The 26,756-nt window shown below is 37.0% G+C and carries 18 protein-coding genes and 2 pseudogenes; 12 read left to right on the forward strand and 8 right to left on the reverse strand.

Annotated elements, in window-relative coordinates:
- Nucleotides 1–1,160, reverse strand: a pseudogene (locus J502_RS11335) (IS3 family transposase).
- A 98-nt stretch (nt 1,161–1,258) separates the two neighbouring features.
- Between J502_RS11335 and J502_RS11345 the strand changes: the two are divergent.
- The gene (locus tag J502_RS11345; protein ID WP_249301576.1) at nt 1,259–1,498 is read left to right on the forward strand and encodes a hypothetical protein; all 240 of its coding nucleotides are present in this window, start codon (nt 1,259–1,261) and stop codon (nt 1,496–1,498) included.
- Nucleotides 1,491–2,978 carry a hypothetical protein gene (locus J502_RS11350; protein ID WP_249301579.1) on the forward strand — a complete coding sequence of 496 codons (1,488 nt, stop codon included), beginning with the start codon at nt 1,491–1,493 and terminating at the stop codon, nt 2,976–2,978. Before J502_RS11345 ends, J502_RS11350 begins: the two co-directional genes overlap by 8 nt.
- Nucleotides 2,979–3,245: 267 nt before the next feature.
- Here J502_RS11350 and J502_RS11360 read toward each other — a convergent pair whose 3' ends face one another.
- The gene (locus J502_RS11360; RefSeq protein WP_034684170.1) at nt 3,246–3,845 is read right to left on the reverse strand and encodes a hypothetical protein; all 600 of its coding nucleotides are present in this window, start codon (nt 3,843–3,845) and stop codon (nt 3,246–3,248) included.
- Between the two features lie 141 nt (nt 3,846–3,986).
- Here J502_RS11360 and J502_RS11365 point away from each other — a divergent pair, with 141 nt between their 5' ends.
- The 4 genes from J502_RS11365 to J502_RS11385 all read left to right on the forward strand — a co-directional run bounded on the left by J502_RS11365 (nt 3,987) and on the right by J502_RS11385 (nt 9,202).
- Nucleotides 3,987–4,325: a helix-turn-helix domain-containing protein gene (locus J502_RS11365; RefSeq protein ID WP_005015645.1), complete on the forward strand. Its 339-nt coding sequence runs from the start codon at nt 3,987–3,989 to the stop codon at nt 4,323–4,325.
- A gap of 321 nt (nt 4,326–4,646) precedes the next feature.
- The gene (locus J502_RS11375; RefSeq protein WP_005015643.1) at nt 4,647–5,819 is read left to right on the forward strand and encodes a hypothetical protein; all 1,173 of its coding nucleotides are present in this window, start codon (nt 4,647–4,649) and stop codon (nt 5,817–5,819) included.
- Between the two features lie 331 nt (nt 5,820–6,150).
- Entirely contained in the window at nt 6,151–6,666 is a 516-nt protein-coding gene (mobC, locus tag J502_RS11380) for a plasmid mobilization relaxosome protein MobC (RefSeq protein WP_034684171.1), read from the forward strand.
- A complete protein-coding gene (locus J502_RS11385) occupies nt 6,650–9,202 on the forward strand; it encodes a relaxase/mobilization nuclease domain-containing protein (protein WP_034684172.1) in 2,553 nt (850 codons plus the stop codon). The genes mobC and J502_RS11385 overlap by 17 nt, the downstream gene beginning before the upstream one ends.
- A gap of 232 nt (nt 9,203–9,434) precedes the next feature.
- Here J502_RS11385 and J502_RS11390 read toward each other — a convergent pair whose 3' ends face one another.
- The 3 genes and pseudogenes from J502_RS11390 to J502_RS11400 form a co-directional block, all read right to left on the reverse strand.
- On the reverse strand, nt 9,435–10,178 hold the full coding sequence (locus tag J502_RS11390; RefSeq protein ID WP_034684174.1) for an ATP-binding protein: 744 nt from the start codon (nt 10,176–10,178) through the stop codon (nt 9,435–9,437).
- Nucleotides 10,179–10,187: 9 nt separating this feature from the next.
- A pseudogene (locus J502_RS11395) lies at nt 10,188–10,719 on the reverse strand (DUF1376 domain-containing protein).
- Nucleotides 10,720–10,768: 49 nt separating this feature from the next.
- Complete coding sequence (locus J502_RS11400) at nt 10,769–11,038, reverse strand: hypothetical protein (RefSeq protein ID WP_005015632.1); 270 nt, start codon at nt 11,036–11,038, stop codon at nt 10,769–10,771.
- A 341-nt stretch (nt 11,039–11,379) separates the two neighbouring features.
- Here J502_RS11400 and J502_RS11405 point away from each other — a divergent pair, with 341 nt between their 5' ends.
- Nucleotides 11,380–11,589, forward strand: a complete 210-nt coding sequence (locus J502_RS11405; protein ID WP_005015630.1) for a helix-turn-helix domain-containing protein — start codon at nt 11,380–11,382, stop codon at nt 11,587–11,589.
- Nucleotides 11,590–11,737: 148 nt separating this feature from the next.
- Here the strand turns inward: J502_RS11405 and J502_RS16985 are convergent, their stop codons facing one another.
- The gene (locus tag J502_RS16985; RefSeq protein ID WP_171072020.1) at nt 11,738–15,664 is read right to left on the reverse strand and encodes an esterase/lipase family protein; all 3,927 of its coding nucleotides are present in this window, start codon (nt 15,662–15,664) and stop codon (nt 11,738–11,740) included.
- Between the two features lie 174 nt (nt 15,665–15,838).
- Between J502_RS16985 and J502_RS11420 the strand changes: the two genes are divergently transcribed.
- On the forward strand, nt 15,839–16,474 hold the full coding sequence (locus tag J502_RS11420; protein ID WP_034684184.1) for an HAD family hydrolase: 636 nt from the start codon (nt 15,839–15,841) through the stop codon (nt 16,472–16,474).
- Here the strand turns inward: J502_RS11420 and J502_RS11425 are convergent.
- The gene (locus J502_RS11425; protein WP_034684176.1) at nt 16,459–17,676 is read right to left on the reverse strand and encodes a tyrosine-type recombinase/integrase; all 1,218 of its coding nucleotides are present in this window, start codon (nt 17,674–17,676) and stop codon (nt 16,459–16,461) included. The two genes, J502_RS11420 and J502_RS11425, sit on opposite strands and share 16 nt — an antisense overlap.
- A gap of 1,206 nt (nt 17,677–18,882) precedes the next feature.
- On the opposite strand from J502_RS11425, the gene J502_RS11435 reads away from it, so the two are divergent.
- From J502_RS11435 to J502_RS11450, 4 genes are all read left to right on the forward strand, one after another.
- Nucleotides 18,883–19,860: an MBL fold metallo-hydrolase gene (locus J502_RS11435; RefSeq protein WP_034684177.1), complete on the forward strand. Its 978-nt coding sequence runs from the start codon at nt 18,883–18,885 to the stop codon at nt 19,858–19,860.
- Between the two features lie 375 nt (nt 19,861–20,235).
- Nucleotides 20,236–23,334 carry a multidrug efflux RND transporter permease subunit gene (locus J502_RS11440; protein ID WP_034684179.1) on the forward strand — a complete coding sequence of 1,033 codons (3,099 nt, stop codon included), beginning with the start codon at nt 20,236–20,238 and terminating at the stop codon, nt 23,332–23,334.
- Between the two features lie 207 nt (nt 23,335–23,541).
- Nucleotides 23,542–24,882, forward strand: a complete 1,341-nt coding sequence (mgtE, locus tag J502_RS11445; RefSeq protein WP_005406148.1) for a magnesium transporter — start codon at nt 23,542–23,544, stop codon at nt 24,880–24,882.
- Between the two features lie 70 nt (nt 24,883–24,952).
- Nucleotides 24,953–25,528 carry a DUF4112 domain-containing protein gene (locus J502_RS11450; protein WP_005015606.1) on the forward strand — a complete coding sequence of 192 codons (576 nt, stop codon included), beginning with the start codon at nt 24,953–24,955 and terminating at the stop codon, nt 25,526–25,528.
- Nucleotides 25,529–25,617: 89 nt separating this feature from the next.
- Here J502_RS11450 and htpX read toward each other — a convergent pair whose 3' ends face one another.
- The gene (gene htpX / locus J502_RS11455; RefSeq protein WP_005015604.1) at nt 25,618–26,523 is read right to left on the reverse strand and encodes a protease HtpX; all 906 of its coding nucleotides are present in this window, start codon (nt 26,521–26,523) and stop codon (nt 25,618–25,620) included.
- Nucleotides 26,524–26,756: the final 233 nt, after the last annotated feature.

The raw sequence follows: 26,756 nt of genomic DNA on the forward strand, positions 1-26,756 counted from the left end.
CTAGACAGTATCGTGGACAACCAGCCCCTCTAAACTTTTAATATATTTCTGTTCAAAGGCTTCTGGACTTAACCAGCCGTTTGCAGAATGTCTTCTGACCCGATTGTAATAAATTTCAATATAGTCAAACAAGACAGCATTCGCTTCTTTTCGAGTCGAAAACACACTGCCATGTACCACATGACCTTTTAATGTATGAAAGAAGCTTTCAGTCACTGCATTATCCCAACAGTTTCCACGTCTAGACATACTCTGAGTACAATCATTTGTCAGTAACAGCGCTCTAAAATCACGACTACAGTACTGTGAACCTTGGTCTGAATGAACCATAACACCAGTTGGATAACCCTGACGAGCCATTGCATAGTTAAACGTATCACACACCAACTGGCGGTCTATTCGATGGCTGGTTTGCCACCCCACGATACGACGGCTAAATAAATCTAGCATCACACATAAATACAACCAACCTTCTTTAGTGCGGATATAGGTAATGTCTGTTGTCCAGATCTTATTGGGTTGATTGACCGTAAATTGACGATCCAACAAGTTAGGCGCTGTAGGCAAACGATGGTTTGAATCAGTCGTATGCTTGTATTTACGTGCAATCCTGCTACGTAAACCAAGTTTTTTTAGCATCCTTCCAATAGTACGTTCGCTAATGTTGTAACCTAAATCATGCATGTCATGTACTAATGAAGGTGCACCCAATCGTGCATGATGCTGCCAATATACGGCTTTTAAGTCATTATATTTCTGTGCCGTATTGGCTTGACGTTTTCGCCAGGCATAATAGCCTGAAGTGCTGACACCTAGGTATTTACAGGCAGAAGATACGGTGACTTCATTCATATCTAGATCTTGAATTACCGTGTACTTTTCTTGGCATTATCTGTTAGAAAGTACACATGCGCTTTTTTTAAGATGTCATTGGCTTCCCTGAGCTGTTTGACTTCTTTCTCTAATTCTAAGATCCGCTGTTGTTCTGGTGAAAGTTGACGTTTGCTTGAACCCACTGGATTGGCTTCACGAATCCATTTGTCTAAAGTTGAATAACCCACACCTAATTTCTGGGCGATTGCAGCTATAGGTTCGTGGGAGTTTGAAAGTGCATAATCAATCGCTTGCTGTTTAAATTCGGGACTAAAACGTTTAGCCATTTCTTGAATCTCCAAAGATTAAAGTTACGTTATCTTTAGAGGGACGTGCTGTCCATTATTTTGGCTAGGATCAATTTAAGCATACCAAAGCCAGTATCTTGAAAGAGAGTGAGCTATTGCGTACAGCTATAATGGAAATAAAGCATAAAATTAAAACTAATCTAAATATTCTTAATAATTTAAAACGAGATAGTGTTGTGATTGCTATGCAGAAAATTGGCAATCATGAGGATAAGTGGATAGAGTTTTTTGAAAGAAAACAAGCTAGCCTTGAAGCAGAATTATTAAATTGGCTTTGCGCTTTAGATAATTTAAAAAAGGGGAGTCATTATGAATAATGAATTAATTCTGAGTGCTTTCAATCAAGTTCAGATCGGCAAAATACACAGGCAAGCATCTTTGGCTTTAGATCTCATTGAAGAAGACGATGCCACTAGATTTGCAAATATACTTAGAGGATTAGACAGCAAAATTGTCTTCGACTATTTTTCTAATAATAGTCAGGTCGATTGGACTATAGATTTAATTGAACGATATAAAGATCAATGGAATTGGTCTTATCTTAATTATAGTCGTGCTATACCATGGACAATTGAACTAATTGAGAAATATAAGACCAAGTTATATACAAGAGAAATATCATCTAATGAATCACTTCCATGGTCAGTAGACTTTATTGAAAAATATAAAGATAAATTTCATTGGGAGAGTCTTTCTTCTAATAATGCATTACCGTGGTCGATAGATTTTCTTGAGAAGTATGCAGATAAATGGGATTGGTTTAATTTATCAACGAATAAATCATTGCCATGGTCCGTTGAACTCATAGAAAAGTTTATTAATAGGTGGGATTGGGGGTGTCTTTCATTAAGTGAAACATTACCGTGGTCGAAAAAATTAATTGAAAAGTTTATCAATAATTGGGATTGGGAAGCCCTTTCACAAAATGAAGATTTGCCATGGTCTATTGAGTTACTTGAAAGCTGTTTAGATAATTGGGATTGGTATCATATTTCTTGGTGTTCATCACTTCCATGGTCTATTGAATTTATTGAGCTATATATAGAAAAGTGGGATTGGGAGTGCCTTACACAAAACGAAAATTTGCCATGGTCAATCGAACTTATTGAAAAGTACGCTGATAAATGGAATTGGAAATATCTTACCCAAAATGGTTCATTGCCTTGGTCCATTGAACTTATTGAAATGTACGCCGATAGATGGGATTGGGCGCATATTTCAGAAATGACTAATCTACCGTGGTCAATGGAGTTTATTGATAAATACTTAAATAATTGGGATTGGCTTAAGCTCACACAAAACCTATCGGTAATTTGGTCAGCAGAGTGGCTTGAGAAATACCAAGACCATTTGGATTGGAGATTAATTTCATTTAATCAAGATCTGGTTTGGTCGATTGAATTGATTGAAAAATTTAAAGATAGATGGAATTACAATGCACTTTCTCGCAACAAGTCTTTACCGTGGTCATTAGAATTAATCGAAATTTACAAGGATAGACTTGAATGGGGAGAGTGGACTACAAGTCGTGAGTGTCCTTTCCCGCATTTTACGGGGGGGCTTACGGGTAATACGTCTTTGCCGTGGTCTAATGAGTTTATTCAGAGATATGAAGATAAGTGGTGTTGGAGAGAGCTTTCAAAAAACGAATCATTACCGTGGTCTATTGAACTAATTGAAAAGTTCATAGACAGATGGGACTGGAAAAATCTTACTTACAACGAATCATTACCATGGTCTATTGAGTTAATACAGAAATTTCAAGACCATTTGTTTTGGGGGGGGAGACATTCATGAATGGAAGTTGTATTTATAGGTACTACGATGGGCTTTCTGAAAATAAGTCGATACCATGGTCTATTGATTTAATAGAAACATTCAAACACAAATGGGACTGGAAGCATTTTTTAAAAAATGATTCTGAAGTTACATTTCCAGTTCTGAAGAAAGAAATTCTTTGTAGTGTTTTGGATCACCATAAGCGAATGATTCAACTTGATAATAGTCTGGGTAACGGCTGAATTTTGTGGAGGGGAATACTCCCCTCCAAATAAAAAATCAAGTTCACTGTCCTATAATTGTTGGAAACAGCTCTTTAGCAATCGTCTCAAGTAGTAGGCAGTATATTTTACTGGTCGTATTTGGAGCCTCAACCATACGTTGATAATAAAGTGTGATTGAATAACTGAAATTAGGACACTCTGGAGAATATAGTGCGAGAGATTGTGTGCTTTCGCTCTTTTTTACAGTGTGATTTACCAATCTACTCACAACTGAACTATTACGTTGACCGATATATAAGATTTTTTGGCAATCCTTACCATGTTTGTTGAAATTAGAGATTTTTTTACCAGATTTGAATTCCGACCATGTAGATTCATTAATGGTGCTTTCATCTTCAAGAATGAAAAAATAAACGCCAATAAGTGACTTCTTGGTGATTGTTCCCTCTATTTGTAGATTCAATTTCTCTTTTGGATATGAATCTAGTTCTTCAATGAATTTATTTTTTGAACGAGAATGAACTTTGGAAAATATGACTTTGCTAAATCCAAGTAATTCAGCTTTTTCCTCAAAATGTTTCATGCGAGCTTGGAAGTCTCGCCCCAGGACAGAGCTAACATCAAGTAGGTAATCTATGTCTTTGGAATTGTATTCCGGCATAAGGATAGTACATTGGTATTAGAGTAGAATGGTAATTCTCTCATAAATAACTGAAGTAAAAAGTAGAGTTGGGGATTGAGTCCCTTAAATTGAACTTTAATTGGTATTTCAGCGATCTAAGTACCATATAGGTGACTTTACATGACACGGCATAATTCTAAGACAGCGCATGCTCTTGCTATTGAGTTAGGGCAAAGGTTACAAAGAGCTAGACTCAACTTAAATCTGACACAACTGGAGGTAGCTCAACACACAAGAGTTTCTAGAAAAGTTGTGATGAATGCAGAAGCGGGACAGGTCACATTAGAAAACTTGATCGCGATTTTGATGACATTAGACCTAGTTGATCATTTAGATTTATTTTTACCAGAACAGCTAATTTCACCAATTCAGCTATGGAAATTACGAGGCAAGATTCGACAAAGAGCAAGTCGTAAAACTGATCAAAATCTACCAACAGATGATGACTTGGGTTGGTGAATAGCTGTGGGAGTTAGGGTAAATGATTTGATAAATAAAATTTTTCAATTTTTTATATTTCAAAAAAAATCTATTTTGATTTATATGATTGTAATTTTCAAAAAAAATGTTAAATTAAAACAAGGTCGCCTACCGTACTTACGCATGAGTAGAAAAGGGATTGAGTTTTATAGGTTTAATTTTACAAACCACATTTATATTTTAATTTTCTTAAGCATCAACTCGTTTGGTTCTTAGCATTTAAACATGCGTTGCTATAAGTCATATGACACCAAGAAATTCTTTGAATAAAAGAATTTAGAGTTGGCTGTAGAGAAAATTATGTCTATTCAAGATTTCGCATTTAAATTATCAAAAAAAATTCAGGAACAGCATTCTGTAAAGATTAGTCGTTCGCATATTTACGAATTAATCGCTTTAGATCAAGGCTATAAAACGTACAATGCATTTGTAAGTCAAAATTTAATCATCCAAGTCCAATATGATGATTCTGAAGAATATTATCAGAATGAGCTCATCAACGCATTAAGCTTAGAAATATTTAAAAACCCACCTGAATCAGACTATTCGAATTACGATGAAGATGATCTGCATTGGGATGACTATGAGGGTCGTCACTTGCTAGATCAAATCAAAAACCTTATCACTCGTTTGCAAAGTTTATCGAAATTAGATATTCCAGAAGAGATTCACTTTTCGATTGCTAAAACTGTCTATCAGGAGCTTTTATATCTAAATATAGAAGTTATAAATTTTAGAGTGATGCGAGAAAGTTTAAGTCATGTTTGCTTTGATGATGGATTACTAAATACATTTGAACTTGGGTATGAGTCTGACTATGGGTATTTTGAAGATGAGGAATTTGAGTTCAATACAATAGGAGAGCATTTTGAGGCTATATTGTCTTATGCAAAAGATCGTAAGAATCTAGATGCTTATGCGTTAGTTGCTGGATATTATCGTTACCTAGCTAATCAAATTGCGCCTTATGGTCGAAGTGGTTCTAATTTCGGTAGTCGTTGGGATAATGACAAACAAAAATATATAAAATCCAAGGAAACCACAAAGAATGAAGAAAAATATGATGAATATATAAAGCAAGCAGAATTATACGAATCGTATATCAAAAATTGTCCATTGAGTCTTGCGGAAATAAATTTTGATGCAGATGAGGATGAGGTCTATCAGCAGATGTTGTATTTATGCAATCAAGGTGACACTGAGGCAATTGAGTACTTCCTTTACCAAAGACTATTTAAGAATACTGGTGAAGCATGGTTATATATTTATCTAGCTCAGTTATTTGATGTAGATTTCACGCAAGATGATTACAGAGCTATAAATGCTTATACAGGTGAAGAATACGATGACTATGGACCCATGGATATTGTAGGTCGTGAAGCAATTCAACATGCTATTGATTTACCTGATTTATCAGAAGCTCAAGATGAGTTAGCAAGAAAAATTGCAAATGAACTATTTGAGAAAATTTAATTTTTAAACAGGCTTCATAGTTAATAAAAATCCCATTTTTTAAATGGGATTTTTTTAATTGGATTGCCGCTTTTTAATCAGTCTATAAAAAATAGCGAAAAAATTCCAAAACATCACCAAAACGGATCCGTAATTTTGTTCTTTGCTAATGTCATAAAAATCCGTGATGGGAATAAGCAAGCCTACCTGTATATACAAAATTCTTCGAATTTTGACATACAGGGCTTGTTAGGAGGGAAACCCTCCTAAGACCTCCCAGCCCATCACTGATGGGCAAGTCAACTTCGTTGACTTAAAAGCAAAAAGCAAAGAACGGTTAGCGTGATTGTATATGAGAAGTAAAACCAAAATTTTTAGACTTACTCCATTGCAGCTAGAGCAGTTGGAGCTGCACATTGAAAAAGAACGTACTAACTTTACTGACTTTATTCATTCTTTGATTCAACGTGAAGTGATGCATGATGCTGTTACAGTTCGAGGGATGATTGAAGAGGAGAAGGAGCCGAGACTCAAAATTAAAACTGAAGTTGAAGTCGTTAAACTTTATCAAATCATTGATCCTGCTTTATTACTCGCGTTATCTAAAATTGGGAATAACCTGAACCAGATAGCACGTGCTTTAAATATCATTAAAAATGCGGATCCACGAGATCAGCGTAAGCTTGATATTTTTCATGTGCTATTGGTCTTAAAAAATATCCAAAATGAGCTAGAACAAATATTTCCAACCCTACCAAAAATCAGTAGACAACGTTCAAACAGGCTTAGAAAGCAATTCGAGGCTTTAAATGTTGATCACGCACAACCTTCAATCGTGTTAGCGGAGAAGGATGAAAGTGCATATTAAATTTTTAGAGCACGGTAAAGGATCAGCTGCGCATGCTTCTGTATATTTTTTAGATCGGTTTGATCATCTTGGAAATGTTCGTGCAGGTGTTCAGGTTTTACGGGGTGATGCCACCACATTCAATGCTCTTTGTCATGCGAGTCCACACCTATGGAAATATACGAGTGGGGTCATCGCATGGTCAAAAGACGATAATCCGACTGATGATCAAGTTTTAGAGGTTTTAAATAACTTTGAGGAACACGCATTCGCAGGGTTGGAGCAATCACAGTATCACCTTTTCGCGGTATTACACACGGATGATGATGGCTCAAAGCACATTCATGTTTTAGCACCACGGCTCGACATTCAAAGCGGGAAATCACTCAATATTGCTCCCCCTGGGCATGAAAAACACTTCGATGCATTAAGAGATTACTTCAATACAAAATATCAGTGGTCACGGCCAGATGACTTGCTTTTGATGCAGACCACACAGGAGCCAAATCATGTGGCCAAAATCAATGCACAAGCTGAAAAACTCTACGCAAGGGAAGACTTTATTGCACTTACAAAAAAACAGTTTTGCAAGACGATTGATAATCACGTCAAAACGCTGTTAAAGACACAAACAATTCAAAACAGAGCGGATATTGTCAAATGTATATCGCAACTCAAAGCTGTTAAGTCCGTTGACCAAAGCAAAGAGTATTTAGCAGTTGAACTTATCAACGGAAAAACACACAGACTCAGAGGTGATTTTTATCATGAACAATTCGAAATTGGACTTTATTCAGAGCGTCTCCGAGCAGCAGCAGAAAGCCGAAAAACTCCAAGTGACCTTGCAGCAGCTCTCTCAGACGCTAATCAATTTCGAGAAACTTATAGAGCAAAGCGAGCAGCCTATAATCGAAAGCACTACGCTTTTACACCAAGTACAGAAGAAGACACTCGACCTAGAATCGCCTCTCAATTCATTTTTGAAAGAGATAGGGAATCTATCACCTCAAGCCATACAAACACTGACAGAGGACTACACAGCACAAATCAAGCAACTCCAATCACAACTTGCCAATATAGATATTGCGGAAATTTCAAAAGTAAAAGAGGGTATAGATTCATTTTCAATATCAATTCAGGATCTACAGTCCAGAATCAACAGCCAATTGCAGAATATCTCGATAGACCAACCCAGTTTACAAAAGACTATACAAGCCCAAATACAGCAAGCGATCGCCAACCAAAGCAAGCCGATAGAGAGCAGTATAGAAATGTTGATTACGGAAAAACTGGATACGCAAAAAGCGACATACATGTTGGGTGGGGCGATAGTGATTGGACTATTGAGTCTTTTAATCGCTTTATTTATGGCTTATCAGACAGCTATGAACATCAAGACCATCAAAGCACAACAACAAATGATTCAACAAAACTCACAAGCGATCACAGCTCAAATCAGCTATTTGAATACACTACGGAAGTAAGTCATGCAGACCGAAATAGATCAATATTTGATAGAACAAACCAACTTATTGCAACAACAAAACAGCTTATTAGTAGAACAAAACGAAGCATTGAGCCAACAAGTCAGTTTATTAAAGAATATTCTGATCAGTTACAGCGAAGTAGAGCAGAGTTTAAACAACAAAATCAAAATATTGAACGTAGAGAAAGAAGCTCAACGCGCTTTGATTTCAGCAATGAAAGCAGAACTTTCAAATCTAGAACAGGGCGAATTTTCGGAGCAATTACAGCGAGAATTTCAAGAAAACTTGAATATCCAATTGCACAGGCAATTAACGATAGTATTAAGTCAGCTGAATTTGAAAAACACTGTCAGAGACTTAGTGCAGAGCGAATTGAGCCCTTTTCAACAGGTCATCAGCAAACAACAGATAGATTTGGAGAAAGCACTCTCGGAAATATTGCAATTTCAGCCACCAAACGACTTTTACGAAGACTTAGAGATGCAAAGCAAGCAGATCAATATGCTTGGGAAAACTGTAGAACGCTTGATGGCCTTAATCAAAAACTTGAGCAATTAGAACCTATCGTTGCTGAAATTCGAGGCAAGCCAAAGCCAGCAACAGATTGGCAGCTAAGATTTGATGGATACTATCCTGGTTATATTAGAGCTTATCAAGAGCTATCAGCACAGCAACAACAGGCTTATGAGGATAAAAAAGCGTTGTGGCTAATTGAGATCACGGAGCAAAAAACCGAAAAACTCCTAGCATACATGACGGAAGCCAGAAGACATATCAACAGTCATGACTATGAAAGAATCGCAGAAATCATCAAAAATGATGAAAGGATGCTGAACTACTTAAAATGTGATTCAATCCTCTCCCATAAAAATAATCATCTTGAAGGTCAAAGAGTTTCATATCTCTCGTGCCTCAAAAACTTCGGCGAAATCAAAGAGCGAATTAAAACCTTCACATTTACTATCTATCAAAGTTCTAATGAAGCTCAATTGAAGATCACAGATATTCAACCTCAACCTGAATTAAAAACTAAACAGGAAAATGATTCGAATGCCGATTTTGATTTTTAGGAAAACCTAGCAGTGAAGCAAGCTACTTTTAGCGCATACCATTATGCGGTTGTCGATGTAGGCAATAATCGTTACATCATTAGTTTAATTCTTTAAGAAAATGGTTTGATATCAGCTGATCCTAAACAGTAACGTAAACAACCGATCTCTAAATCGAATAACTCACTCAAGTTTTGAAATGTAAAACTTTAGACCATTATTAAAAAGCCTTGGCAGTACCAAGGCTTTTTTGCTACTTTATTCTGTAGTCAGACCAATAACAAGGCACTGTGATTAATTGATTTTCATGTAATCTTGACCAAAGCCTCATACCTAAATCAGTCTCAAGCGCATCAAGGATAAAATTAGAAATAATCACGGTTGGCTTCATCATGTCATAGCGTTTGTATAGCACTTTATGGATAAGCTCTAAACGAGCTGAATGACGATCATTTAGCCCATATTCATCTAAGACCAGTAAATCAAAATCAGCAAAAAATTGAATCCATTGTTCTTCAGATTGGTCTTCAATGCTCCATGAATTCATAATGGTTTTTGCTATCTGAGCACTCGTTATATAACGAGATGACATTTTGGTTTTACAGATAACATTGCGAATGATCGCTGATCCTAGGTGAGTTTTTCCAGTACCTGGTGTGCCATAAAGGATAAGATTGGATTTCGATCCGTTTAATAATTGCTGTGTGAAATTCTGACAGCATTCGACAACTTGCTGCTGTTCAGTAGTACTAGCACTATAATTAGAAAAGCCACATTCCAAATAGCGTTGATTTAACCCTGAGCTATGAATACGGTGTTGTAACAGCTTTTGCTGTAACTCTTCCTGGTGTTGTTTATTCGTTTGTTCAAGATTTTCTTTCGCACAGACTTTGCATAACTGATGGTTACCAACTTTTATTAATGGGTAACCATGTTTTGAGCACAGGGTAGTTAAAACTTCATTAGGAGTTTTTAATAGATCAATAGCTATATTCATTATCTACTCCTAGATCCATTTTTGATTTATTGGTTTCGCTTCATTTTTATCATCCTGTCTTTGAGGTGAAGATGAAGATGAAGATGAAGATGAAGATGAAGATGAAGATGAAGACGAAGGGCATTCTTCAAGCTTCAAGTAATGCTTGTGCATTGCTAGAGCATTGCGAATTTGATGCATTAGCATTACTTGTGCTTTTATTCCAGCGAGCTTCTGCTGCGACTTTGCCACGTTCAGATTTCATTTTTTGATTCTGAATAGCCTGTTCTTTTAAAGCGGTGAAATAATGAGATTGAATGAAACCATTCGCTTCTTCAAAAAGATTCAGAGTTTTTAAAGTAGACATCAAACTTTTGGTTTTAGGACTTGTTAGTTTGGTCACACTCATCAAAATGTGAGTTTCGCTTGGTATAGGACCATTTTTCCAAAAGTCCATCATAAGAAAAAGGGTAGCACCAACTTGCTCACTCGAGAGGCGAGTAAATTTCGCTTGAAGATCACCAATGTACAACGGCATCCAGATTGTTGCGTCAGTATTCATTTTGAACCTATTAAAGGCAGGGGCATTGCAATCATGACCCTGCATAGAATTAAGAAAATAGTTTTAGAAAACGTGTACGAGCTGTTTGGATGAGATCTTCTAAGTCGTATATGGTGAAGTCATGAGTTATAGGATAGCTTTCACATAAACGGTCAGCCCACAAACGAAGTGCCTGATGATCATTGAAGCAGCTGTTTACTTTAAGTTTGGGAGCGAGTTGATCTAAACGAGGGATTTCAAACTCATGAATGATATGATTTGCCATCGCATCGGCAGCTTTACAAACAACGACACCATCGAATATTGATTTATCCAACATATTGAATCTCCTGACAGCCAAAATTAGGTAGTACAAGGAAATAGGGATGTTGTTTATGCGTTATTTTCTTTATCATTAGTAAATACCTCATGATTTACGTCTTGGTGGTATCTCAGGCTTGTTTGCACGACTTATGTTTCACTTTGGCGAGAGAGGTATAAGTTGTTTGGACAGGCCTGAATTTTTTGTTCTTCGTAAAATGTATGGGGAATTATCTGCAGCTATGGCATAATTAACCTCATAAAAAGTACTAGGAAAGTAGGAAAATTTATTCCTTAGACGTAAATTATCATATTTTTACGGCATTTCAAGTATTTTTTACTATTTAACTAGGAAAAAATATGATTAAGTCAAACTTGGCTGTATTATTAGCTGAAAGAAAGATGCGCGTTGCAGATTTGGTAAAAGAGACTGGAATCAATAAAAGTACGCTCTATAAGCTGTATAATGATGAGTCTGTACGCATTGATTTTGAGACGATTGACAAGATTTGTTTGGCTTTAAATATAGAAGTTGGGGATTTATTGGTTTATAAAGATGACAATAAGTAATCAATAAAATTAAACTAATATTAAATTTTTTATTTTAATTAGTTCTTGTTAAATACTTTACGTAATAAAGAGGTAAGGAATAAATTATGGATATAATATTTTGAAAACATAATTTATTCCTTTTAATCTTTAATTAGTTATTTGAGATCTAGTCAAATCCTCTTAACATTTTTTCTTCAGCCTCTCTCTTAGTTTCATAATTAATCTTGTTATTAATATAATCTATAAATTTCTTTGACCATTTTTTAACCCTTAGATTTTCGTGGTCAATTAAAGGTTCTATCAATTTTTTATCTTCTTGTAAGTAAGGAATAAGGGAACCCATCCAAGACCTGCTCGAAAAGTTTGCTGCAACTGTACTGTTAAAAGATTCATTATCACCATATTCAGATATTAATCTTAGGAGTAATGGATTAAAAAATTTATTTTCTCCATCTGAAATAAACATACTTATTGCTTTAGTTGTAATTATCAGTGCAGTTTCATCTTTACACCACTCCATAACACTATCAGCATCTAATAAATCAAAAATGCTTTTATCACGCTTATGGTAAGACTTTCCACTTCCTAGTAAATCTAATAATCTATATGATTTTTTATAATTTCCATCTAAAAACTTGGATGAAATATTCAGCCATAGGTATTCTCCATGAAGCTCAAACGCTTTAAAGAATGCTTCACCAATATAGTCCCACAAATCATTATAATTGATGTCGTAATTACCTACTTGATCAATTAAATGTAGGCATAGTTTTAAAGCAAATTCTTTGTGTTCAGTTGCTAATAGTTTTTCTACAGAATTTAACCAATGATGACTATCGAATTGATATAATTTATCACTTTCTTTAAACGATACATTAAGAACTAAGATAGTTAAAGTTTGATTAATTAATTTTAAATCAAGGTCTTTTCGTCCAAACATGTACATACTCAAATTATCTAATGCAACCCAAACTGCGGTAGCATCAACTTTTCTTAGAGATAAACAAAAGTCGGTAATTTCTTTTTCAGTAAGGTGTCTAGTTACACTTCCATAATTGAGTATCGATGCAGCGCTACTTGATAGACTACCTGTTTTAATTAATTCAAGAAAAATATCTAAATGATGTGCGTTGAATTCACCTGTTCGTACTGCGTCTGGATAGTATTGAATTAAAGCTTTATCTGAAGAAATCAGCTCAATTATTTCCTTCCATTTGTTGATATCATTATTATTAATACCGCATAAAAAACCTGCAAAGAATTGTATGTTGTTTGGCGTATCATTTCGTAAAAAGTTTACAAGTTTGTCCAAAATTACATTTATGGCGTCATTATCCAATTGCATGGCTAGATGTTTACCAAAGATCCAGCTTTGTTTATGTTCCGGAAAGGTTAACAACATCTCAAGATGAGGGATTAAATCGTTATAAGTCTCTTTAATAGATTCCGCTAAAGCTTTAGCATCCTCAGCTGCAACATCAATATAATGACCATCTTTATCTTTAACATATTCTCTAGAAGGGTTGAGAATAATTAATTTCAATTTTTCTTCAAGGTTATTATCATCTGGTGACAATAGTTGTTCCCAAGACTTTAAAAGCTCAATTTGTTCAGTTTCCAAACTTTTAGTATCAAATTGAAAAGCATGAGTAATTGCTTGAGAGGCTGAAGGCCAATATTTCCCTGAAAGTCTAATTACTTCCTTGAATACGGAATCTAATTGTTGTTGAATAGGGTACTTTATTAATCCTCTGAGTTCATGCCCAAATACATTCTTAACTTGCTCAGTTATCTTGTCATGCTTAATAAGATCAATTAATGTATTCAGATGATGTTGCCAATAAGCATATATTTCTGTGTATGTTTTCGGTTGCCATTCTATCAGTTCTGGCTTAGTACCTTGATGTTCAGCTCCGACTATTCTAGTGCCTCCTTGGGAGCTAATAGCTGATTTGACAGCTTGTAGGATGACAAAGTGCGATTTTTCAGTATTAATTTCCATAGCTTTATCTAGTAAAGCTAATCTTTTTTCAAAGCTTGCCTCAGTACCACACAAGTTTGTTCTAAATAATTGTGCGAATTGTCCTGTAGCATTATTACCATAACTTTCGTTTTCAAATTGAGCAAACTTAAATAAACACCATGCAGCTTTATCGAAGCAAGAATCATGAAATACCAACATTTCTAATGACCAGATAAAGTTACGTCTAACATCTCCACAGATAGATAATATATCAGTATCATTTAAACTATTAATAATGCGATATATAAGTTGAGTTGTAACGACAGGGTTCACTTCAACTAGTGCGCGGAACAGTCTTGAACCCGCTTTAGTAAGCAACAGTTCCGCTTGGCCGAAAGGGCGATGAGATTCACAAAAGTTTTCAATAAACTCGTTAACATTCTTTGATGAATCTAAATATTTAATTTGCTTACAAAAGCTTTCTAACAATGATGCGGGTAGTTCACTTACTAAAGCTGCTTGGCTATCGAATAAACTATTATTCCACCATTGCATAGCTAAATTAAGAGCGAGTGGTTTTGGAACTATTCGAGCAAAGTTGCTAGTGCAGTTAATTAATTCTTTTTGACTAAAAATAGTGATGGTTCTGTCAAAACACTTTTGATCTGTTTGAGCTATTCGATTAATGAAATCTGCATCAATATTAGAAGCTTGACCACTGTCTTTTTGAAATTTGAAATAATCAAATAGCGAAAAAACAATTAAGAGTTCTTTAGACTCATGGGTAAGAGTACCATCGCCATTAATTAATTTTTCAACTAGCTCGGGCTCAGTGAAGTGTGTTGTTAAAGCCCCATTTTTTTGTAATTCATGTGTAGCCATTTGTGCTAATAATGGAAATCCTTCAATAAATACCTCTAACTGTTTTCTTAAAGGTGGATCCAATTGAGGTAAACGTTCATGAATGATTTCATCAATTTTTTCGGATGCTAACTTTTCTAATTTAATCGGAATGCTATTTTTAAGATGTATTGGCTCATCATGATAAAAATAAGTTGTTATTAGCTTAAGATTAGAGTGATTAATTTCAATTGCATTCACTGCATAATTGTGTAATTCAACCTTACAGTTATCAATAATAATGTATCCTGTTATCCCACTCTCAGAGAGTCTTGATATCTCACTTTGTATGGTCGATCTGAGATCTGCACCATTAATAACTAAAAACTCTTTATCATCAATTTTTTTATTATTTTTATATTCTAGGATTAATCTAGATTTACCTAAACCAGACAGACCAGTTATCCTTATATAAGGTGTTTGAGACTCAAGAGCATTAGTTAAAGCCTCAAATGCTGATTGTCGAGCATTATCAGTTTTGTAAGGTAGTTCGTGTTTGCGTTCGTCGTATTTAAGCCATTGATCTATGGGTTTACCAATTTGCGAATTAAATTTTCCTAATGAAGGCTTTGATTTTATAAATTTTTTTAAATGAATAACTACGCTATCCATTTCTGTTTTAGGTTTGACAATTGAAGAATGATTTACATTATTTATAGTTTCAATCTGATGATGTCTGAAGATGCTTTTAGAGCTCATGGCTGAAACTATAGTTTCGTCAGCATCAATAATACTTAAGATGTTTAAATATTGATCGATACTTTTATCCACCCATTGATCGTTAATATCATCTAGGTCGCTAGCATTACTGACTAGTGATTTTAAATGTCTATTTCTCCAACTAATGTATTTGCCAATGTTAGCCAAGCCTGACCCTTCATGTGGTACATCGAAAAAACATACTTTGCTAATATTATGTTTTGTACCTTTAGCATTCAGCTTTAATAACATTTTTTTAATAACTATGCCGCCCATGCTATGACCGACTAAGATTATGTCATCATTTTCTATATCACAATGAGCTTTGATATCGCTTAGTACGCCATTTGCGATACTAGAAATTGACGGAGCTGACTTAAAGAATAGCCAAGCGAGATGAGGGGAGGTATATCCAAATTCCTTCACTTCATATTCAATGGATTGGTCCTCATCCAAAAACTTAGGAAAATTACCCCATGTAGTACCGACCTGTCCTGTTAAACCATGAACAAAGATTATATATTTATTCATTAATCCATCTTTTGGTTAAAATTGTCTTGAAGGAATAATAGTTAAAATATGATTTTTTTCCAATATAATTATTGAGTTACTAATTTATTTGAAAATATAAAATAAATGAAGGTGTATTTTCTTAGTCTTCATCTGATTAAACTCAATATAAAATCTTTATTCATAGTAAGAAGCATGAACCAATCGCCTAAAGTTATTGTTTTTGATGCTTTCGGGACACTCGTCAAAATTGGTGAGAGTCGATCCCCATATCGTAAATTGATGAAGTGGCTCAAATCTAATGGTAGAAATCCAAGTGCACAAGATGCAAAGATCATCATGTCAAATCCTGTTGATGTTGCACAATTGGCCAAGATTTTTGGAGCAGACCTACCAGAACAACTTTTGAAGGAGATCAACCATGATCTTCAGCTTGAATTAAGCACAATTCAACTCTATGAAGATACAGTGCCTACATTTCAAATTTTAAAAGAAAGTGGTTTTAAAATTGCGCTGTGCTCGAATTTAGCAATGCCTTATGGTGAACAACTTAGAAAACTACTCCCTGATGTTTTTGATACTGTTGTATTTAGTTATGAGGTTGGAGCCATAAAGCCTGAGCCCCAAATTTATGAGGTGATTCAGGCACATTTTGGCTGTGAGTTTTCGGAAATGATCTTTATCGGAGATCATCCGATCTTAGATGTTAAAACACCCTCGTCATTAGGAATGTCAGCAAGGCTCATTGAACGCCATAAAAACCAAAAACTGTTTGATGTCATGGGTGATTTAATTTTACCGTATTATTTTCGAAGTCATTCATGCCAATGATCAATAGTATCAGCTAAATGCTGCATCATCTGTCTTCGATCTTTTAACCAACTGGTATGGTTGTAAGAAGCTCGGGACATGTCGCCATCTACATGGGCTAACTGTAATTCAATCCAGTCCTTACTGTAATTCTGCTCATTTAAATAGGTGGATGCAGTTGCACGGAAGTCATGCATGGTAATATGGCCTAGACCCATGTTAACGAGTGCTTCATTGAGTGTATTTTTTCCCAACATTGATATGCCATCATCCCCAGGGAATAAGTAAATACTGTCAGGGTAAAACTGTAACTGCTCTTTTATAATTTCTAGCATTTGTGTAGATAAAGGTACAACATGCGTCCTATTCTTCTTCATATTCCTTTTACCATCCTTAATTTGTGCATTTGATACACGAGGAATAGTTAAGGTCGCATCTTCTAGATTAACAAAAGACTTTTTAGCCCTGCGTATTTCTATCGTACGTAGCATACTGTACAAGGCAGTCCTTAAAGCATTCTGTGTGCCAGTAGTTCCACCATATTGATTGATCAAAGCCAAAATCACTTTCTTATCTTTTTCTTCTAAGGGCGTAGCATGCTCAACAGGAGGACGCTTGATATAGCTACGTAGAGCAATCGTAGGGTCATTGGTTATTTTTAGTGTGATAATTGCGTATTGCATGACTTCAGCGCAGATTTGTCTTACATAGATTGCTTTAACTTCACCAGTACCTCTTTTGCTTTTGCGAATTTGTGTAATGGTATTATCCAAAATCACTCGAATATCATTTGAATTCACTTCTTTGATTGGCTTATTGCCAATGACGGGGTTGATATCTTTTTTAAAGTATCTCAGCCTGTTTTCATACCATTCTTGTGAGTGAGTGTCCTTGTTCTTTTCTAAATATTCATTCGAGATACTTTTAAAAGTGTGCTGTATTGCATCCATTGCGGAATCAAGCGCTTTCTTTTGCTCTGTTACAGGGTCGAGATTTTTAGCAAGCATCCCACGATATTCCCTTGTCTTATCACGTGCGTATGACAAACTGATCTCAGGGTAGGGACCTATAGTTAACATTTTAGGAATGTTTAGGTATCGATAACGGTAGCGCCAAAATTTACTCCCTGTAGTTCTTACTTCAAGGCATAGCCCCGCATGGTCTGCAACACGATACATTTTATCTTTGGCTTTTAATTGCTTGATTTTAAGATCATTTAACATGTGGATGTGAGTAAGGCCTTATAATTGATTTCGTTACTCACAAGGTTACTCACAGATTTTAGTAATGTCACGTGTACTAAGGTGACGCATGGTAATTCCGGAACATTATTAAAAACAATTGGTTAAGTATCGTAGTAATGCAAGGTTATACGTGCGGACATGGTTGTGAAGCATGATGTAATCTGTCCAAGCTTTATTTAAGCCATTGATATTTCATATATGGATATGGCTTGAATATATTTATCGCTTCACTACAAAAGTTTTCTTGATATAGTGGAGTGAATAAAAAAGGTCGCTTTGTGCGACCTTTTTTATTTTCTGAAATATTTACTCTATGAATCTTTAGTTAAAACAGAGAGGCTTACCTGAAAAATATTTAATTTAAGAGTTCAGTCCTATGGTTTATTCCTATTGCTAAAAAATTTTTAATATATAAAATTTTAGAAAAATAATTAAATTTGGAAAAAAATACAATAGAGATAATTTAAAAAATTATTGCGAAATTAAGCTCATTTTAAAAAAAGATTTTAAAAATAATTAAAACCCTTATAAATAGTAAGGGTATAAGCTAAATATAAAGAAATAGTCCAAGATACCTAGATTTAAGTTTTTTATAAAAGTGTAATGTGTTGCCAGTGTAACTATTTAATTGAATTATAAAATAATTAGCTGGATATAGATTTAAATTTTTAATTTTTTAAAATTAGCTTGTCTCAAGGCAAACGTCCTGGTTATTTTAGAAAAAGCAGATTTTTTACTAGATTTTCTCTATGAGAATAGATTTTCAGGTTTGCGAAAGCGAGAAAGAGTGGTATGCATAATTTTAAATTAAAAGGTGCACCGGGCTCCAAATCAGGTGACCAGCTTTATCGAGAGTTCAAGCAATTTGAACAGGATATTCTAATTGAAGATAGACGAGCTGCTGAATTTCAAAAAAAGATGATTTTAATTATTTTAGGACTATGTATAGGGTTGTTCATTGCTACTTTAACAATGTTTCTATAGAACCTATAGGATAAAAATCGGTTGATAAAAAATATAATGTTCTTCCATATTATAAACTAAATCAGTATAGAACTTTTTGTAACGAGCTTATCGGTTATCAGAAGGGTATAAAAATTGGCGAGTGCCCAAAAACAGACTCGCTTAATGGGGTAAAATATATTAAAAACAGTTCATGCTCTTAATTAATATAGCAGGTAAGCAGTGAAAATATTTAAAACACTCATCAGTTTGGTTAGTTTTACAGTGCTTTCTTCAACTGGCATGGCTTCAACAGCTACACCAACTGAACAGGTGCCGGGTTATTATCATCAGCAGTGGGGTAAATATACAGTTACCGCTTTACTGGATGGCACCAATTATATGTCACCTAGTCTATTTAAAACGCTAAATAATTCTCAGGTAAAACATATTCAGCAGATTTTAAAAAAATACCATAATGATCAGCAACAGGGTGTACAAACATCGGTAAATGCTTTTCTAATTAATACTGGAACAGCGCTAGTTTTAGTAGATAGTGGTGCTGCTAGCTGTTTTGGTCCCCATCTCGGTTCAGTGAGCAGTAATCTGGTCAAGGCAGGCTATCGGCTTGAGGACGGGAATGTAGTGTTACTGACGCATTTACATCCTGACCATGTCTGCGGTTTAACTAAAGAGGGCCAAAAAGTTTTTCCAAACGCTAAAGTCTATGCTCATGAACGTGAAGTAAATTACTGGTTAGGTCAGACACCAGTAAATTTGTCTAAAGAACAACTGGAAAATTATCAGTCAACCCGCAACAAAATTCAGGACGCGATAGCACCTTATCAACAAGATAAACAATTTATAACTTTTAAAGAGGGGCAATCGATTGCTGGCCTTCAGGTGATGGATACACGTGGCCATACACCCGGCCATCACAGTTTTGTGCTGGAGCAGAATAAAGATAAAATGGTTTTTATTGGAGATACAGTGCATTCGCACAGTGTGCAGTTTGAAGCGCCGCGTACTGCTATTGAGTATGATATCCAGCCAGATGAGGCTGTAAAAACCCGACTTAAACTGTTCAGTAAAATTGCAGATGAAGGTAGCTGGGTGGCTGCACCACATTTACCTTTTCCGGGTATTGGACATATTTCTAAGGTTGCCAATGAACAGTATCTCTGGATACCTGTCTATTTTAATAATGTCTTGCAAAAATAATTTCTAATAAATGGCTTCATGTGAAGCCATTTTTAATTTTTATTACCTTGTAAATTGGCAAGGTCGTTATATCCAAAATTTCGCTAATTTTATTTTCATAATGATCTCTTAAATAACTATTCTAATTAGCAGCAGCTCAGAATAAGAAAGTGTTCTATAAGCCTCAATAACTTCAATTACATCTATAGTAATAGTGTTTAAACTACTTTTCTTCATATTCTCTCCTCATTTAATAGGTTATATAAATTTATGTAAATGCGTAAGAATAATGAATTTTCGTCATACCTATTCAATGTTATAACTTTAATCTGCCAGACTGTGGTCCGCCATATTCTTTTTTCGTTCACTCTAGCCGAGCAGGTGGCCTGAACATTTATGTTGTCGAAATATTTCATTGAACGTCCCATCTTTGCAGGAGTACTGGCCATTATTGTAATGGCATTTGGTATTTTCTCTGTCATAAACCTGCCTGTAGAACGCTATCCGGATATTGCTCCACCGCAGATTGCAGTAGCGGCTACATATAATGGCGCTTCTGCAGAAACCGTAGAAGAGAGTGTAACGCAGCTGCTTGAACAGCAAATTAAAGGCATTGATCATCTTTTATATTTTAGCTCCAGCAGTGATTCATCGGGACGTAGCCGGATCAGTATTAGTTTTGAGAATGGTACAGACCCAGATACGGCCCAAGTTCAGGTACAAAATAGTATTAATGGCGTACTCAGCCGTCTGCCGGAGGATGTACAGCGGCAAGGTGTTAATGTATGGAAATCACTAGGCGATACGCATATGGTCATAGGCCTTTATGACCAGACTGGCAAAAGTAATAATATCGAATTATCTGATTATATGATGACCCATCTGGAACAGGAAATTTCCAGGATTGAAGGAGTTGGTGAAGTCGATGTTTTTGGCTCGCAATATGCAATGCGGATCTGGCTAGATCCAGATCGTTTAAAACAATATAATTTAATGCCAAGTGATATTCGTGCAGCTGTAGAAGCACAAAATACTCAGGTGGCAGCAGGGGGTATTGGAGACTTGCCTACAGCCAGTGAACAGTATCTGAATGCTAAAGTCAGCTCGGGTTCACGTTTAAAAACGGTTGAAGAGTTTGAAAATATTATTATTAAATCTTCTGCTAATGCCGGTTTTGTATATTTAAAAGATATTGCCCGAATTGAACTTGGGGCAGAGAACTACCAGTCATTTAATACCATTAATGGTTATCCATCAGCAGGTCTGGGCATTTCACTGGCTACAGGCGCAAATGCTTTGCAGACTTCCGCCTTGATTAAACAGACCATAGACCGTCTTACCGAGAAGCTACCAGCCGGTTATAAAATTGTTTATCCACGTGATAATACACCTTTTGTTCAAGAGTCAATTAAAGAGGTAGTTACAACTCTGATTGAAGCAGTGATTCTTGTAATTTTGGTGATGTTCCTGTTTTTACAAAGCTGGCGTGCAACCTTAATTCCTACCATTACTGTACCTGTAGTAATTTTAGGAACCTTTGCCATACTGTACGTATTAGATTTAAGTGTAAATACATTGACTCTATTTGCTCTGGTACTGGCGATTGGCCTGCTGGTAGATGATGCGATTGTTGTGGTTGAAAATGTCGAGCGGTTGATCGAAGAGAGGCAATTCAGCCCAAAACAGGCTGCCTTAGAGTCAATGCAGGAAATTAGCGGTGCACTAGTGGGTATTACGCTGGTTCTCACTGCTGTCTTTATTCCGATGGCATTTTTTAGTGGCTCAACTGGTGTCATCTACCGGCAGTTTTCAATTACCTTGGTGGCAGCAATGGCATTGTCATTGCTAGTCGCCTTGATTTTGACTCCTGCTTTATGTGCATTGATTTTAAAACCCAAGCAGCAACATGCTCGCTGGGCTAATGGGTTCAATAAAAAACTGGAGCGACTTAGACAGTATTATCTCAAAGTGATCCAGAGTTCCATGCAGCACAAAATGATTTATTCAGTCGTATTTATAGCCTTGATTGCTGTATTTGCGCTATTTTATCGTGCACTACCTAGCAGTTTTATTCCAAGTGAAGATCAGGGCACGCTTAATATCCAGTTTAGCTTGCAAAATGGCGCTCCAATGGCTAAAAGCCAGCAAGTAGGAGAAGAGATTCAGCGTTATTTCCTGAGTGAAGAACAAGAAAATGTTGAACTGGTACTTATCCGCTATGGCCGTAACTTTTCTGGTACAGGTCAAAATCTTGGACAGGGTTTCATTGCGCTCAAGCACTGGGATGATCGTCCGGGGCAGGAAAATTCTGCGCAGGCAATTCGTGAGCGTGCTACAAAGTATTTCAGTAATAATCCTGATGCCAGAATCATGGTCAATATGCCGGGAGCTGTTCGTGGTCTCGGGCAGACAGATGGATTGGAATTCTGGATTCGCGATATTAACGGCCAAGGCCGGACTTATCTAGAACAGCAGTTTAAGTCATTACAGACCAAAACTAATCGATATGACAGTTTTCAAAATCTGGACAAAAAAGCTAATCCGGACAAGGCTGAGTTGAAGGTCAATATTAACCAGAAACAGGCAATGGCAGCAGGCTTAAGTCAGCCTGCGATTAACAGTACTCTGGCGGCTGCTTGGGGTGGTAGTTATATTAATGATTTTATTGACCGGGGACGGATTAAGCGGGTCATTATGCAAGGTGATGCAGCTTATCGGGCACAACCTGAAGATTTATATTTCTGGTCTGTCCGTAATGATCTTGGTCAAATGGTTCCATTTTCTACATTTGCCAGTTTTGAATGGACTGGCGGGCCAGAAGTAGTTAACCGTTTCATGGGCTATACTGCATTACAAATGGAAGCAGATGCAGGATCTGGTTTTAGTACCGGTGAAGCGATGCAGGATGTCCAGGCCCTGATTGATCAATTTCCTGACATTGACTTAGCCTGGAGCGGTTTATCTTTTCAGGAACAGCAGTCCAGTAATCAGGCAATCTGGTTATATCTGGTGTCGATTGGCTTTATTTTTCTGTGCCTCGCTGCCCTTTATGAAAGCTGGAGCATACCGACAGCGGTTATGGCAGCAATACCACTTGGTATTGGTGGGAATATCCTGTTCAGTTATCTAGCTGGCTTTCCTAATGATATTTACTTTCAGATTGCATTGCTGACAACAATTGGTCTGTCATGCAAAAATGCCATTCTTATTATTGAATTCGCTGCACTGGCCCAGCAACGTGGCAAAGATGCAGTAGCAGCAGCTCTGGAAGGCGCCAGCTTGCGCTTGAGACCGATTTTGATGACTTCTCTGGCTTTTGGTGCCGGTGTAGTGCCGCTAGTGTTTGCCTCCGGTGCAGGAGCTGCCAGCCGTCAGGAAATTGGTACCAGTGTTCTAGGTGGAGTCATATTTGGAACGGTCTTGGTAGTGATATTCATTCCATTCATGTATGTTTTGGTCCGGAATCTGATGACAAGAAAACAGCACCTTGGTTAGTTGATTTATCTTGATTTGTCTTTCGAAAAACCTGACGAGATCAGGTTTTTTTACTTTAAAGACCGCCCTCAGTTTATGACTTTATTCGATAAATGTAGGCGTATTGCAAAATTATAGTGAAAACTCTCCAGAGCATGATAGAAGTAGTTTAATCCCCCTGATCAAAAATAAATTTTTATTTAATCAATAAATTATCATGAGACAGGCATGCCGCAGATTGCAGAGAAAATACAATATGTTCACCAACAGCTCCGTTCTGAAAAGTTCAATACGGCTATTGGCCTTTTAAATGAATTAAATATTGCTGATCAGGCTAGTGTATTAAAAGGATTGACCCCTACAGAACAGGTCAAGATCCTACAGAAACTGGATGAGCCAAGTGAGGTGTTTGCATATTTGCCGCTCAGCCAGCAAGCTGTTTTGGCTGAATTTATACCTGTTCCTGATCTCATCCCTATTCTTGATAATATGTATTCTGATGACTTTGTCGATATTTATAAAAAACTGTCACCAGAATTACAACAACAGCTTATAACACTGCTATCTGAGGAGTCTCAAAATACCTTAAGAAAACTGGCGCTTTATCCTGAAGGTACAGCTGGTGCGATGATGAGTTCCAGCTTTGTTACCTTACACCAAGACTTATGCATGGATGAAGCCATCCAGGCGCTGCGTATAATCGCCGCAACACGGGAAACCCTTTATCTGGTTTATATTGTAAATGAGCAGAATCAGCTGATAGGTGTCATCTCTCTACGCCAGATTATTCAGGCCAGGCCCGAAGCTACAATTGCAGAGGTAATGGAAAGGGATGTGATTTATGTCTATACCTATGATGATCAGGAAGTCGTTGCTAAAACTCTGGCTTACTATGATTTAATCGCTCTACCTGTAGTGGATGAGCAGGAAAGAATGCTGGGCATTATCACTTATGATGATGTGATGGATATTGTAGAGGCAGAAACTACCGAAGATATTTTAAAATCCGGTGCAGTCAGTCCGTTAGCTGAGCTCAGCCTGAAAACTGCTCCCATCATAACCTTATACCAAAAAAGGGTATTTTGGCTGGTTATTCTGGTCTTTGGCAGTTTACTGTCGGGAATTGGAATTGCACATTTTGAAGAGATTATTTCAACTCACATTGTATTGGTATTCTTTCTCCCTTTACTGGTGGGCAGTGGGGGAAATGCCGGATCGCAGTCTGCTACTCTCATGGTGCGTGCCTTGGCGACCGGAGATGTACAGTTTAAAGACTGGTTCAGCTTGCTCGGCCGTGAAACTGTGGTGGCACTTTGTTTAGGCGTAACCATGGCTTGTGCCGTATCCATGCTAGGTTATATTCGCGGTGATTTCATGGTCGCGATTGTACTGGCAATTAGCATGGTAGGGATTGTACTCATGGGTTGTCTGACGGGTATGAGCTTGCCTTTTATTTTAAATAAGTTGAAACTGGACCCTGCCAGTGCTTCAGCACCTTTAGTTACCTCAATCTGTGATGCTACAGGCGTGATTATCTACTTATTTGTAGCATCCAAATTATTGTTTTAGTACACAGATTAATACATCTCGTGTTTTAATCTGTTTTATGCTGATGACTCTCTAATGACTGGAATTGGTAATGCCCGGGCTTGAAAAACAAAAAAAACTTACTCAGCAAGAAGTGATCCGTCTGGAGCGTGATCTGGCCAAGTTTGCCAATATCATGGACTCTTTAGTTCGTATTCCTTTTACCAAGCAGGGAATCGGTGCGGATGCAGCCTTGAGCACGGTACCAATTGCAGGAGATCTGGCAGGCTTTGCCCTGACTTGTTATGCAGTTTACAAAGGGCGCCAGATTGGCGTGCCTTCCCATAAATTGCGGCCAGTTATTAAAATGGCTGCCCTGGATGCAGTGGTCGGTTTTGTGCCTGTAATCGGTACGGTATTTGATATATTTATCCGGCCGAGCCGCAAGGCACTTGATATTGTGCATGAACATATCCGCACAGAATATCAGATGACTACAGATATTCATTTAAGGCATCCCTATCTGCATGAGAAGTTAGAACGTAAACAGCAACATTCTACTTTCTGGCGCCAGCCAGTGGTGGCCTGGTTATGGCTACATATACCTGACTTGGTCGGAGTTCTGTTCCTGATTCTATTTGCAGCCGGTTTGTGGTTTGCTATCAGGCTGGCACAGCAGTATTTTTAAAATATACACTGCATTAGCTTAAAAGGTTAAATGTAAAAAAGCCTCCACGCAGGAGGCTTTTTTGAATCTGGATGAATCAACAGAAAAACTTATGGACAGTTGAGACGCTGTAAAGCAGCTACCCGGTCTTCAATAGTCGGGTGTGTCATAAACAGAGCAGCCAGACTAAAACCACCTTCTTTACCAGAAGAGATTGCAAAGGCTTTCATTTCTTTAGGCATCTGATCTGGCATGTCAGACTCTGCCTGTAGACGTAACAGGGCAGAAATCATAGCCTGTTTTCCGGCAAGCTGTGCACCCGCTTCATCGGCCCGATATTCACGGTAACGTGAGAACCACATGACAATTGCAGAGGCAAGAATACCAAATACAATATCCAGTACAATCGTAATTGCAAAGTAAGCCAGCCCAGGTGCTTCACCATCTTCACGGCCAAATACGTTACGGTCAATGAAGTCGCCTACTACACGGGCAAAGAACATGACAAAAGCATTCACTACCCCTTGAATCAGGGCAAGTGTAACCATATCGCCATTAGCGACGTGGCCGATTTCATGCGCCAGTACTGCACGCAGTTCATCCTTATTCATACGTTCAAGCAAACCGGTAGAGACCGAGACCAGTGCATCATTTTTGTTCCAGCCTGTTGCGAATGCATTAGACTGATAAGACGGAAAAATGCCCACTTCTGGCATTTGAATGCCAGAACGCTGTGATAATTCAGCAACGGTCTGCAATAACCAGGCTTCTGCCTGATTTTGAGGAGCATTAGGGTCAATAATTTGTGTACCGGTCGCCTTTTTAGCCATCCATTTGGACATAAAGAGGGAGATGAGAGAACCCACCATACCAAATACAAAACAGATGACTAAAAGGTTGCCCAGATTAAGGCCACCCGCACCATGATAACTTCCGACTCCGAAGAGCGACAAAATAATGCCAGCTACTACCAGTACCGCGAGGTTGGTTAGCAAGAACAAACCAATCCGCATCATTGAGATAATCCTCTTTTGATAGAAAAAATAAATCGATTTTGAAATATAAATCGTAAAACTAATATGCGGTGATGCTCGTTAAAATTCAAGAAAAACTTGAAAAATATATATAGAAAAAATGAATCAAAAGATCAGTTAGAAATATGAATACGTGCTGAGGCGGTAGCGTTAGAGCTGACATAAGTGCCTGGTGCATCTGTATAGGAGCCATCTGCCAGCGTAATAATTTGCCG

It is taken from the genome of Acinetobacter sp. 1294596 (assembly GCF_000582925.1).
Taxonomy (GTDB): Bacteria; Pseudomonadota; Gammaproteobacteria; order Pseudomonadales; family Moraxellaceae; genus Acinetobacter; species Acinetobacter radioresistens.